This is a genomic window from Shewanella sp. POL2 (assembly GCF_000282755.1).
GTDB lineage: Bacteria > Pseudomonadota > Gammaproteobacteria > Enterobacterales > Shewanellaceae > Shewanella > Shewanella xiamenensis.
The window spans coordinates 1-13,372 of record NZ_AKZL01000107.1 but is presented as its reverse complement, the minus strand read 5'-3'; the positions used below and the strand labels follow the sequence as shown (position 1 = coordinate 13,372).

The 13,372-nt window shown below is 50.8% G+C and carries 6 protein-coding genes; 1 reads left to right on the top strand and 5 read right to left on the bottom strand.

Features of this window, described 5'->3' with window-relative positions; translation table 11 throughout:
• Nucleotides 1-112: 112 nt before the first annotated feature.
• Nucleotides 113-289 carry a DUF1328 domain-containing protein gene (locus SHEWPOL2_RS22565; protein WP_011626732.1) on the bottom strand — a complete coding sequence of 59 codons (177 nt, stop codon included), beginning with the start codon at nt 287-289 and terminating at the stop codon, nt 113-115.
• A 419-nt stretch (nt 290-708) separates the two neighbouring features.
• Here SHEWPOL2_RS22565 and SHEWPOL2_RS19530 point away from each other — a divergent pair, with 419 nt between their 5' ends.
• Nucleotides 709-1,209, top strand: coding sequence for a hypothetical protein (locus tag SHEWPOL2_RS19530; protein WP_037430880.1), 501 nt, complete (start codon nt 709-711; stop codon nt 1,207-1,209).
• Nucleotides 1,210-1,499: 290 nt separating this feature from the next.
• Here SHEWPOL2_RS19530 and pfaD read toward each other — a convergent pair whose 3' ends face one another.
• The 4 genes from pfaD to SHEWPOL2_RS19510 form a co-directional block, all read right to left on the bottom strand.
• Nucleotides 1,500-3,152: an eicosapentaenoate synthase subunit PfaD gene (pfaD, locus tag SHEWPOL2_RS19525; protein WP_037430878.1), complete on the bottom strand. Its 1,653-nt coding sequence runs from the start codon at nt 3,150-3,152 to the stop codon at nt 1,500-1,502.
• A gap of 157 nt (nt 3,153-3,309) precedes the next feature.
• A complete protein-coding gene (locus SHEWPOL2_RS19520; RefSeq protein ID WP_181382076.1) occupies nt 3,310-9,282 on the bottom strand; it encodes a beta-ketoacyl synthase N-terminal-like domain-containing protein in 5,973 nt (1,990 codons plus the stop codon).
• A gap of 8 nt (nt 9,283-9,290) precedes the next feature.
• A complete protein-coding gene (locus tag SHEWPOL2_RS19515) occupies nt 9,291-11,732 on the bottom strand; it encodes a PfaB family protein (RefSeq protein ID WP_037430874.1) in 2,442 nt (813 codons plus the stop codon).
• Nucleotides 11,729-13,372: SDR family NAD(P)-dependent oxidoreductase (locus SHEWPOL2_RS19510; RefSeq protein WP_157173881.1), on the bottom strand; the 1,644-nt coding region annotated here is incomplete at its 5' end. The genes SHEWPOL2_RS19515 and SHEWPOL2_RS19510, both read right to left, overlap by 4 nt.

Genomic DNA, 13,372 nt, shown 5'->3' with positions numbered 1-13,372 from the left:
ATCCTCGTCGTGGTTGTCGCTACAGGCTGACAATCCAAAGGTTAATAATAAGGCTAAAAATGCAGTGGTAATTATGGTCATAGGTTTCATATTGATTCTCCTTTTATCCAATTTAAGCGCGTGGTGCCTTGCCCTTAAGGGCATTGACCAGCAGGGAAATCACAAGTAATACAATAAATAGGAAGAAAATAATCTTTGCGATCCCCGCTGCGGCGCCAGCGATCCCCGTAAATCCAAACAGTCCGGCGATAATGGCCACAACCAGAAACATTAAGGTCCAACCTAACATAGCCGCCTCCTTTGTCTTATTTCGGTTTTTCTGTCTTCTCTCACTCTGCATGTTTACGTCGAGTGAGCTAGTGGAGTTAGTTGAATGAGGTTTCGTCTTTACATCCCGCTATAACTCAATCCCGCAATAAACTCACAAAGGAGATATAGCGAGCTTAATGCCAACTTTGAAGATGTTGATTAAAATTCTGATTATTAACGTTATTTTTAATTGGTGTGTTGGCAGGAGTAATGGCTGATATAAGCGAGATAGGCAATTTTTACCTGCGATTCGGTAAGAGTTGCAGTGAGAATATTGTGAGAAACAGCATAATGGCTTGATGGTACGTCGAAATGGCATTATGTTGTTGATTTAAAAGTGAGAGTTAATTTTTTTGCAAAACCAATGTTATTAGAACCGTGGAGTCACACATTCATAATATGTTAGTTCCTTCAAGCAACTCCTACTTCGTAAGCGAAATAGAAGCTTTCAGTTCAGATCCCGTTAGCCTAATTGGCTTTGTCATTGCAGCTGTTATATTTATTGTTGCTTATAAATATACGCCTTTCATAAAACACCTTTCGGAAACCGTTAACTTAAGACCAAGCACTATTTTTGTGCTGAGTTTTAGCTTTATCCTAATCGGTTTTTTCGCGACTCTTTCTACATATCTCGACATTTACCAAGTTCAACAATCCGTTTTGGAAAATAAAACACAGTTGATTTCTGGATGTATAAAGGATCATCAAGTCAACCAAAGCGCTAGCAGAGAGGAATCATTTTCGGTATCGGGTGTACGCTTTGCATACAATGACTACGTTACTGCAAGTTACTTTTTTTCAAATAAAAACCACGAATCATTTATTCGAAATGGCCAGTGTGTTTCCATTCTCTATTTGCCTAACTTTAAAAATGGCATATTAAAAATCGATAAACTGTAATTTTACAGGCCAGTTGCAGGTGAGCATTGTCGCGCTACGTTCTGTGACAGAGTGGGCCATCGGAAAAAGGGATTTTTCCGTTGAGCCCCCAGGGATGGGTTTACGGCGTGCCACTGAAGTGACAATGCAGAGCGAAAACGGAACTCCGATGTTTTTTTTAGAATGATTTGATTGACAGCAACAATGCCGAGCGGAAGCTGGATGAAAAATGGCTCTTAACCCAAAAAATGAATGTAAAAAAGCGGGTTAAGTGTTCACTTAACCCGCTCGATAAGGTTTAGCAAAGCGAATTAGCAGCGTTGCAGTGGTTTCCAGCGTTGCAGGCTGACTGGAATGCTTACTCCTTGGGATAACAACAGGTTAATCCGTGCTTGATAGGCCGCGCCTTGCATTAAATGTTTAGTCAAATCGACCGCGTTGCGCTCGCGGTAATCATCTAAATAACTGCCTTTAGCCCAGGCATTAAAGGCGCCGAGGGCGGGGCCTGCCCAAATCTGGTAATCCATTTCGCGGCCAACTTCGCCCGTGTTTGACCAACGGCTTGAAAGACCCAAATACCAACGGAAAATCAGCGCCATTTTGCGTTTTGGATTATCCAGCGCGCGTTCAATTTGCTTAGGATCGCGTTCATTAAAGTGCGCCACAGTGCCAGCCCAAATCTCATCTAATGAGGCGCGAAACACTTGCTCTTCAAGCTTTTGTCTTTCCTCTGGCGGAATCGCCTCAATCGAGTCGTAGCGGGTGTAAATCTCGTAGAGTTTATTGGCGCGCATCGGGAATAGGGTGCCGCGCTTAACTACTTGTAACTTAACGCCCATTTCGAACATATCGGCGGCGGGCGCCATAGTCACATCGGCCATTTCGGTGGTGGCGAGTAACTTACGGGTATGTTCGCTGGCACCTGCTTCAACACAGGCTTGGTTGATTGAGCCAGTGACAATATAGGCCGCGCCCATATTGAAGGTCGCCAGCGCCGCATCTGGCGTGCCGATACCACCACCAGCGCCCACACGGATAGGCGTTTTGTATTGGTACTTGGCTTGAATGGTATCTTTGAGCGCCAAAATGGTCGGCAATAGCGTGACCAGAGGGCGATTGTCGGTATGGCCGCCAGAGTCGGCTTCGGCGGTAATGTCATCGGCCATGGGCACAGATTGCGCCATTAGCATTTGATCTTCGCTGATAAGCCCTTCGTTCACTAATTGTTGCAGCATCTTAACGGGGGCGGGCTCCATAAACTTGGTCGCCACCTCGGTACGGCTGATTTTAGCAATCACTTTGTTGCCAATCACAATCTCGCCGTTGGCATCGCGACTCAGGCCCGCGGCGCGGTAATAGACGATTTGCGGTGTTAAGCCCAAGAAGGCCGAGGCTTCAACCGTACGCACTTGATGTTTAAGGAAGAGTTCGACACTGCCACGCTCAAGCGCTGGCTCGCTCGGGCTATGAATGAGGTTAAAGGCGTAGGGGCCATTGGGCAATGCTGCTTGAATGCGTTTAATCGCGGCTTCAACGCGCGATGGAATTAACCCCGCCGCGCCAAAGGAGCACAGAATGCCCGCCTGACCTAAGGCGATAACTAACTCTTCCGAGGCGATACCGTTAGCCATGGCGCCCGCGTAGTAGGCGTATTTTACCCCATGCACGCGGCGAAAATTACTGTCGCCCAAGCTTTGGGTGCCAAGGGCGGGGGCGAAGGCACTCACAGGATGCAAACCATTGCTTTTGTGTAAATCATTGCTGGACTGTGGTTCAGCAAGACCGACCACCTCGGCGCTTTGGGCAATGCCTAGGCCTTTCTCGGCATGATTGACTAAGTAACAGGCTTGGTTGAGATCTTTAAGTTTTTTGCCAAGAGAATCGATATCGAAACTGATGGCGGCTTCATCAACCTGCCATGGCCAAGGACTGAGCTTATTATTATCGAGTGTGGTATTCGTCATTTGGGCTATTCACTTTTGGGTGTTTGGGGCCTGAATTTGTTTGCCGCAGAGGGGTTATTCCCTTGCACTGCGGCTGTCTGCTGTACTTAAGTTAACTGTTATTAAGCCAATTGTTCTTAAGGAAACTGTTGTTAATGCTGCAATGTAGTCGCTCGCGCTATGCCTCTTCGATGCAGATAGCAATATCGGTCACCTCATAAATGCGCAGGCCATCCTTACTCAGGTTGGCATCGCCCTTGATGATGCGTTTACCGTCTTTATCTTCAATGCTGGTGATATGCACATCCAGCGACATCTGTTTGTTTAATGGATTAATTTGACCGCGATACTTCCATTTAATTTCTGACAGAATTTGGCCAAATTTCGGATTATTGAAGCCTGCGCCAAGGTCTTGGTCTATGGCATAGGTTTGCAGTAATTCGATAATCGCCTCGACGCCGAGGGAGCCTGGCATTACAGGGTCCTGATGGAAATGGAACTGGAAGAACCAATCGCTCGGGTCAATGGTGCGCTCGGCGTACAAGTATCCCTGTCCCTTCTTACCGCCAGTTTTTACAATCTCAGCCTTGTCGATAAAGTTCAGCTGCCCACCCGCGAGGCGGTAGTATGGCTTGCCCTGCGGCGCCACAAAGCAGCGGCCATTTTTATCTAACAGATTGATTTGGCTGTCGGCTTTGATACCGCGCTCAATGTGCCAGGCTTGGGTAATTTTACCATTGTCGATACCCAACTGGTTTTTAAGCGCATCGGCCTTAAAGTAACCGAAAACCGCATTACCACGGTAGAAAGGCGAGCCATCGCAGCTCAGTTCGAAACTAAAGTTTTGAATGATATTGCTGCCAGCAATCACGGTGGACAGCAGTCGCGAATCGTTGACTATGGTCTTACCGCGTAAATCCACTTCGCGCAGTAACTTGCCACTGCCGTCGAGGTTGCGGAAGAATAACTCCTGTCCCGGGAAGCCCAAGGTCGTGCCCATATAACCCGAGATAAAGCCATTGGGCTGCAATGATATTTCCATCAGCACAGAATAGGGCATCACGGCATGATGGCTGTTTTTAGCGTAATACCACGCGTTGCTGGGCACTTCATACTCGGCAATACAGGAGGATGGCTTCTTCAGCTCGCCACGTTTGCCCTCAATGGCCACCACTCGGGTGGTGAGTTGCAGATCGCCGCAGGGCGTGCGCGGCGGGATTAAGCCACGGTAAATACTAAAATCGGGGCCGAAGCAGTTTTCAATATCGCCGGTGGCAAACTCAAACAAATGGTAGGGCGTAAACGGCAGGGTGTCGGGCACGCGGTTGGCGTACTTAGAGCCTGCTGGCGCAATCGGCGCACTTACATGCTTAAGCGGCACAACGCCTTTATTTACGGGAGCTGCCATATCCGGGATTTGTGCCATCAGCGGCGCTTGTTCCGCTTGGTTGTCGATATTTGCTGCTTGGGCATCATTACTCTGTGAAGAACTGCTTTGCGAAGATCTGCCCAGTGAAGAATGGCTTTGCGAATAGCGGGTGCAATCCGCTTCTTCTTTAATCATCACCCCGAGGTTTTGGAAATCCACCACCACTTTGCCATTGAGCAGAATATCGATATTCGCCTTGGCATAGGGGCGAGGGCTCATGCCAATTTCGGTAACTTCCATGCGATAGGTGAGGGTGCCAAATTGCGGCAATACCTGACCGCGGCAGCGCACTTTTTGCGATGCGTTTTCAAGGGGTTGGAAACGACCGTTTGTGACGCCACCTGCTTGTGTATTAGCGTGCATACCAATATGCAGCATAAAGAATTGCAGTAACTGACCACAACCTTCGGCCATGAGGGAGCCTGCCATCACTTGGTCGCCCTTAAAATGGCAGGGGAAATACCAATGGTCGGGGGCTAATTGCTTGTGACCTTCAATCAAGCCTAAGCCCCAAGCGCCGCCATGCACTTCGAGCTTGCTGACTTGCTCGATCATCAGGAATTTTTCCGAGGCGAAGCACAGTGAAGGCTGGAGACCAAACTTTGCCTGATGGGCCGCATGTTCACCGCCGAAACAGCCACCAATGTCGGCGCTCAGTAGACGGTGGATTTGGCCGTAGCTAAAGGCCGTTTGCGCGCAGTTAAGTAGTGGTGTGAAGCGTGGTTTATTGCCGTTTCGGGCATATTCATTGGCCAGTGCAATTTGTGCTTGCTCGCGCAGCTTAATTTCGGCCTCGGTGCGGATCACCCCTTTGCCATCGGCCAGTTCTTTATCGGTAAAGAATCCCGCGCAGCCGCCATCCATCTTGAGGATCAGCTTATCGCCCACGAAGCATTCGTAGGAGAAGAAAAACAGCAGGGTATCGCCATTGCGGGCAAAGTGGTTGATGGAGATATCGTAGCGCAGGGTATCACCGCCGCGGGGCAGATCCCCAAGGAAGGTGAGGGTGCAGTCGAGCAGGCGATAGACGCGCTCGCCTTTGTTTTCAAAATCGATACCTAAGTAGCTGATCAGCATTAAGTCGCACTGACCCGATTCGACCGCCACCGCCCAAGGAATTTGGCCATCGACCAAGAAGGGCGCATCCAAGGGAATATCGTACTCTGTGGTCATAGTGCTTGGCTGATAGCGGTTCATTTGTGCGTTGAGCTTAGTCACCCGCGAGACCAACAGATAATCCGAGGTTGGCAGGCGCACGCGGCGTGCGTAGCTGTCGATGATGGCGTAATCGGCACCAAAGACCTTGGCAATGTCGCCCTCGGCATATTCCACCAGATCCTGATAGTTCCAAATACAGGGCTTAGCTGCTGGAATAGGTGGCGTATAGGGAACGACATTCGCGTGATCAGGTTTTAGTTCTGGGACGGGTACAGCGTGCTGCGCCGCAGCGGCATTGGCGCTGGTGGTAACATGGGGGGCAACAGACCCCATTTGTGTCGTCTGGGACAATTGCGCTTTTAACAGCGCATCGGCCAGTTTGAGCCCTTGCTCACGGCTCTGTAAAAAGGCTAAGTGCGCCTCGCGGGCCAATTGCTGGTTTTGCATCAGTTGCTGGTTTTGCAAAAGTGCCGCGCTATCCTGCGACGCCCTATCCTGCGCCAAGGGTGCCGCCGAATATTGGTGTGGTGCGTTAGATGACATACCGCTCTCTACTGCTAATGGTGTGGCAAATGGGGTGGCGTTTTCAGCCGTGGTATCAAGTGCAGCTTGTACTCTGGGCTTAGTTTGTGTTGCCTGTGGTGCTACAGGCTGCAACTGGCGCATTTTGCCTTGGATGGCGGCAAGTGCGGGCAGCGGCGTATCCACAATATGTTGATAGATATCGCGGCCACCGAGCGTCACGGGTTTGATTAAATGTTTTTGCTCACTTAAGGTTAAATCCTGCTCAAGGCGCAGTTCTAGTTGCGCCGCCTGCGTTGCCGTTTGGCTTAACAGTAGCAGCGAGCTGACTCCTTGGCTTTGGGTAGACACTAATGCCTGTTTTTCGGCGTTTTTATCCGAACCCGCAGACTCGTTCTTTAGGCTTAACAGGGCACTCAGAAGACTGGCCATACCCGCAGCGGCAAAGTTATGCCCAAGGGTATTGGCGACTCGATTGCATGGCGTGCCCATAAGATTAAGCTGCGTTAATAGCCGCTCCGCTGGCTGTTGCTCTTCTGGGGCAATACATTGCTCAACCATATGGATGGCAGCGGGTACTGAAGGATTGGCGATAGCCGTTTCGGTTATCAGCGAATCAAGCAGCTTGGGCAGCTGATGGTTTGTGCCAAATGCTTGACCACGAATTTGGCCGTAGCCCTTTTGAGAACTGTTACTCGCTTGTTGACTGTTACTCGCTTGTTGACTGTTGCTCGCTTGCTGGCTGGTAAGCACGATAGCGCCCGCGCCTTCACCCACCTTCCATTGTGGATTTGCGCTGTCGGCATCGAGATCAACGGCGATTTGAGCGTTTTTCAATATAACCTGTTCAATACTGCCGCTTAAATCCACGGCGGCAATCACTACGCCATCGAGGGCCTCTTGGGACAGCAGGTTTTGCGCCACATCGATACAGCGAGCGACCGATTGCTCGGCGGCTGAAATGGTAAACGCTGGGCCGTTAAAGTCCCACAGCGAGGCGATGCGCGACGCCATAATATTGCCAATAAAGCTGGTGTATTGATTGAGCTTGGCGGCATCGAGCACGCTGTCCATGGCGATGGCTTCGAGGGCAAGGTATTCATCATTGGAGAGGTGAACGCCTTGTCGCGTTAAGCTATCTGCAAGTTGGGTGTGCAAATTCACGCGGCCACGGAATTGGTGCAGCTCAAGCTCGGTTTCCATCGCCACTAACACGGCGACCTTGCTGCCCGCGGTTAACTTGGCATCGCGAATCGCCTCATCGGCGACTTTGATCAGCAACAACTGCTGGGAGATGAGCCTATCATCCTCATTGGGCGGCACTTTAAAGCGCAGAAAATCAAAATCAAACTGCTCGATATAGGCGCCTTTGGGCGCGCGATTTAGGCCAAACTGGTTAAGGATATCGGGGTGTTTATCTAAGCCTTTCCATCGCTTAGCGGGCAGCGGGATAAAGGCATCCGTTTGGTTTAATAGCGCCTTATCCAGCGCATTGATGGAGGCCAAAGGCCCAAAGTGCGACGCCAAGCCGATAACGGTTAATGCTTGCTGCTGATAAACTGGTTTGTTGGCTTGCTTCTCGGCTCTGTGCGCTGTCGGTTGATAGGACTCCAACAACAGATGGGCATTACAGCCACCAAAGCCAAATACAGACACCCCCGCATGGCGACGATCGTTGCCCGCTTTATCGGGCCAAGCCTGACGCTGTGTGGGAAGATTATTACCGCTAAACAGCCCCTTAGGTGATGAAATCGGCGCCGTTAAATTGATACTTGGCGGTAGATGGCCTGAGCGCATGGCGAAGATCATTTTCATGATCCCAGGCATGCCGGCGGCGGTGAGCAAATGCCCAAGGTTGGATTTGGCCGAACCTATCAGCGGCGCCTTAGTGCCGCCGAGTTTATCTTCGAAAAAACGCTCCATCGAGGTGAGCTCAACCTTATCCCCCAGCGGCGTGCCGGTGGCATGGCATTCAATCACTTCGATATTGCTCGGGTGGGTGTTGGCGGCGGCATAGGCACGCTCGAAGGCTTGCACTTGGCCCTTACTGTTGGGGCTTAAGACAAATTGGCCCTTGCCATCGTTCGATAAGCCAATACCACTGACCACGGCATAAATATTATCGCCATCGCGCTCGGCATCCTCTAAACGCTTAAGCACTAATACGCCAGCGCCTTCACCTGCGAATAAGCCTTTGCTATTGCTATCGAAAGGCGCCGAAATCCCATGGTCTGGATAGGCGTGGAAAATCGAGAATCCCATGTTGATAAAGAAGGGATCGGCGCCCGATACGGCGCCCGCGAGCATCATATCGGCTTTGCCCGTGGTTAAATAATCGCAGGCTAATTTGAGGGCATAGACAGAGCTGGCGCAGGCGGCATCGAGACTGAGCTGTGCGCCGCCAAGGCCGAGGGCATCACTTAACAATTTAGACGCAGTGTGGGCAATGGCACCATTGGCGGCTTGTTGCGTGCCCGCCATCGACGCATTGGCGAAGGGCGCGAGGGCAAATTCGGGTTGATTAAGCTTGGTTTTTAATGCCTTTTCAACCGCTTGATGGTAAATCGGTAAAAACAATTCATTGGAGCTTGCGGTCGGGAACGACAGCGTGCCCATTACAATCCCTGTGCGCTCAAGTAATGGTGCCGTTAAATCCACGCCCGCATCCAGCAGGGCTTTTTTACTGCAATCTAATGCCCATAAAAAGCTTTCATCGAGCCCTTCAAAGGCCGCTGGCGGCAACTGATAACCCTGTGGGTCAAAACGAAAATTGCGGATATAGCCGCCCTTGTCGCAATAAAAACGGTCGGCTTGACCTTGAACACCTTGGTAATCCGCTGGATTGGCATTGAGTTTGACCGCATCGATTTGGCTGCGAGAATCTTTTTTATCCAGCAGATTTTGCCAAAACTGCTCCGGTGTGTCGGCATCGGGATACTGAACGGCAAGGCCGACGATGGCAATCTTTGGCATCGCCCTTGAGCTTTGGCGCTGGTCGTTTGGCACTGCTGTGCTGTTTTGCTGAGTCGGGTGAGCATGCATTTGAGAACTCAAAGGGGTTCTCCTTCTTGGAATACGTTTGAATAATGGCCTAATGCGCTGGCGCTGGTTGAATGTGGCGCTATCGTTTTCGCTGTAGCCTTATCTGCAATCTTATCCGCAACGGGAGTGGCTGACTGAGCAGCCGATTGAGGCATAAGCGGCGCAAGGGAAAGTGGCACTCTATGGCTGATAAGTTGAGCTAAGCATTTGAGTAAACTGGTGATCGTATCGCTGCCCTTGGCATTACATGCCATGGCTAATACTTGTTCTTGAGCTCCATCGGCGCCCAACTCTAGTTGGCGGCCGATTTTATCGATAAGTGTGCTGGTTTGCCGATCGGCGCCCACCTCAACAAATAAGCGCGCACCTTGGTGATACGCGGCGTTAATCAGCGCGGTAAAATTCAGCGGCGCACAAAAGGTGTCGGCAATACTCTTGGCAATGCTTTGGCTATCGATGCTGACATCGCTTTGCTGCACCGCGCTAATAAAACGCACCTGAGTCTCGCAGGCATTCGCCTTTAAGCCCAAGGTATAAAACCCTTGGATAGCACTGTGCTGTGACTGCGAGGGCGGGGTATGCATGGCGGTGACTTTATTGCTGGCAATGCCACGCTTATTCAGCCTTTTAAGGAGTTGTAAGCAGCTTGCTTCGCAGCCCGCGAGAATACAGGTATCACCCTGTTCAATCGCCAGATATACCCTTGGAAAATCAGTCAGCAGGGTATTAATTTCGGCGCGAGAGGCTCGCACTAAAAAGCTGTTCCACACTAGCGGAGCATCTTCACTCAACCGCCAATCACGGCGCACCGCAAGCAGTGGGCCTGAAATCTCCTGATTGAAGATGGCGCTGTTTTGAGTCGCGTTAATCAGAGCCTGTGGCGTTTGCCAGATATCTAAACTTGCCCACATGGCCGCTTCACCCATGGAATAGCCCAGAGCGAGTTGCGGTTGGATATTAAAGACTCGAGTCAACAGCCGACTAAATAGGTAACTGGCACCAACGCCGCTAATCGCAAGCTGGCTTAAGCTCATGTCTGCCGCATCTTTTACACCAACTGCATTTTTTACATCAACGGCACTTTTGGCATAAGCAGCGCTTTGGTAAATCGCCTCGGCCTGCAGCATGGCGGCTAAATCCCCTTCGCGTTCAAGCTCGCGATAAAGCTCAGGGAAATAGCCATGTAAGTCGCTGAACATATTCGGGTAAACCGTGCCGACGCCGGGGTAGACAAAGGTTAAGCCTGTATCGCCGAGGGGCGTTGGCGTAAAATAACTGCCCGCAGGGGTCTTAAAGGCTAGATTGGCCGATGGCGTTGACGCAGGCGTTTGGGCTGGAGCTGGCGCAGGAGCCTGTTGCGTCTTTTCAATATAAGCGCGCATCGCCTTGGCTTCTTGCATAAGCTCTTCAACTGAGCCAGCCATCAGCACTAAGGCTAATTCATCCCTTGCTTGATAGCGCTTAAACCAATCACAGCCTTGGCTGCTAAGCCAATCCGTATCGGGAAAGCTTGCCGATAAATCTAATGAATCAATCAGTTGTGATAACTGTACTGTTAAAGACTCAAGCGTATTGCCGCTAATGGGAATAAACAGTCTGTTGGCATTGAGCAACGGCTGAGCGATAAGCCGAGTGCCTTGGGTTAAGATAAGGCTTTGGGCGGTGCTCGCTTGAGTGGGCTTCTCCAAGGGATTACTCAAGAGATTTAGGCTTAACACCCTTGCCTGATGAGGCTTAGTAAACCAATAACCGTTCTGCACGTTTTTTACGGGCTTTTCAGCGCGCAGTTCAGCGTGTTGTTCAGCGAGTAGTTCTGCCAGTTGCGCTGCATCAGTCGCATCAAGCATTGGTTCAATGCCTTTGAGGCTGCGATGACTTAACGCCTCAACCGCTTGAGATAATACATTCAACTGACTGGCAAGATTGCCTGCCTGCGCGTAACTATTAACCGCCTGAGCACAATCGCGTTTCGCCAAGATAAAAGCGCTGTTTAAGCAGCGCTCGACGATATTTGTATTGATAGTATTTGTTTCTTCGGCTGTTTCAGCTTGGATTTGCGCTAATGCTGAAATATAAGCCTCGGCATGCAGGTGTAACTGCGCTGCCATCAGCCCATCGAGCAGATACAGGCTACGTGCTTGCTGCTGATATTCAAAGCGAATTTCAACGAGCTGTTTTTGCGCAATATGGTCGAGTTGCTCTGTGAGCAAGGCGACCAGTGTTGGCTCATCAGATGGCTTATTAATCAGTGATTTATCTTCAACATCGAGCTGAATTCGACAAGCCATCAACTGCTGCAGCTTACTGACATCGGTTGGTGCATGGCTAAGCACACTCTGCATCCAGCCATCACCAAGCCATACGGCTATTCGCAGTGGCTTGGCATTGGGATACGGACTGTTTAATGCCGCATTGCTTAATGCGGCATGCGCGCTTGGGTCGAGTGTCACTTAACACTTACCTCGGCCGAGCTTTGGGCGACTGCCTGCTCTTGCGTTTGTTGCTGAGGTTTATTGGCCAAAAACGCTTGGTTGAGCGTCTTACTGACCGTAACCTTGGCCCGTTTCATCTCGCAGCTTAATCGGCCATCTTGATGATAAAGCGCAATATTGGCTTCAAGTGAACGGGATGAATGCTTGAGTACATCCAGCACTAATACCGCCTTCTCGCCAAAACCTAAGGGCGAATAGGACACAAACTCGCCAATGGTACTGGGTAAGCTTGCCGCTTGATATTTAAGGCGCGCCCACACGAGCATGGCCTGCAATAACAGATCTTCGGCAAAGGGTTGTGTGCCTTTATCCTCAAGATTGGGCGCAAACTCGCCACAGTCATCTAAGTCCACCGCTGGCAGTGCTACCTTAGCGATAAGCTGTTGGTCATCAAAGGCGAGTACTTCGCTTATGCCTTGCAGTCTTGGGCCATGGAACAGTGTGCCATCGCTGTAAAGCGATTCTCGGTTCGCGATAGCGGGTTGCTGCGTTATCTCCTGCATTAGAGAATGCAACTCGCCAACCTCGAAACGCTGCGCGTCTGGCATATCATCCGTCTGCGCCACTAACACCGCCTGATACTGCGGGCGACCTTCAAAGCTTATCAACGCGGTTAACGCCTCAGTCGATTGCTGTATAGCGTCGGCAAGCGGCGTGAGCATTAGTTCGAGCTCAATAGGCGCATCGCGGGCAAGCAGCGCCTCATCGAAGATAATTCCCTTGAGTAGTCGATAATCGCTGACACTCACCGCCTTACCTAAATGGGCCTTGGCGGCCTCACGCATCCAATCGATGGCGCATACCGTTGGCAACACCGCATGACCGTTGATGCAATGATCCTCAATAAAGCTCATGCGTTTAGGGTCGAGGCTGCGCATGACGCGAATACTCTGCGACACCGTTTGGGCCATAGGCTGCGGATCTAACGCCGTGGTTAGATCCGCTTCAGGCTTTTTTGCTGATGCAGCTTCAACAGTATTAGCGGTATTGCCCTGCATATCGGTTCCGATCAACAGCTGCGCCCCTGTATCACTCAATAATTGGCTGGCAAATAACTCGGCACCCGCTTTGAGTGGAATGACATAAACTCCACGGTCGATAAACATTTTCTTCAGTGCTGGATTGACCATGCCGCCATCCCAAGGACCCCAGTCAAAGCTCATCACCTTGGCTTGTGGCAATTGCTGCGCGAGTTGCAGTGCAGCCTTGTTGAGAATGTCGTTAGACATGGCGTAGTCGCTCTGGCCGGTATTGCCGTAAAAACCCGCCGCCGAAGAGAACAGGGCGATAAGCGTTAACTGGCTAAGATCCAGTGCCGACAGCAGATTGTTAAGTCCGGTCACCTTAGTGCCATAAACGCGTTCAAGTTCGCTTAAGGTTTTGTCTTGAATATGTTTATCGGCAAGTACGCCCGCGCCGTGGATAATCCCCGTGATGGGCGATAGGGCGCTGATAGGCGCAATAGTGCTGGCAATGGCGGCAGGATCGTTAACATCCAGGCTTAAGTATTCGGCGCTGGCGCCAACCGCTTCAAAGGCCTGCAAGGCATGGCTGATTTCAGGCTGCTTTGCTGGCAAACTAGGCATCCACGTTGTTTT

Excerpts from the sequence above, each read along its gene's own strand:
- SHEWPOL2_RS22565 (WP_011626732.1), bottom strand. The coding sequence starts at position 289 with ATGTTAGGTTGGACCTTAATGTTTCTGGTTGTGGCCATTATCGCCGGA.
- SHEWPOL2_RS19530 (WP_037430880.1), top strand. The coding sequence starts at position 709 with ATGTTAGTTCCTTCAAGCAACTCCTACTTCGTAAGCGAAATAGAAGCT.
- pfaD (WP_037430878.1), bottom strand. The coding sequence starts at position 3,152 with ATGACGAATACCACACTCGATAATAATAAGCTCAGTCCTTGGCCATGG.
- SHEWPOL2_RS19520 (WP_181382076.1), bottom strand. The coding sequence starts at position 9,282 with ATGCATGCTCACCCGACTCAGCAAAACAGCACAGCAGTGCCAAACGAC.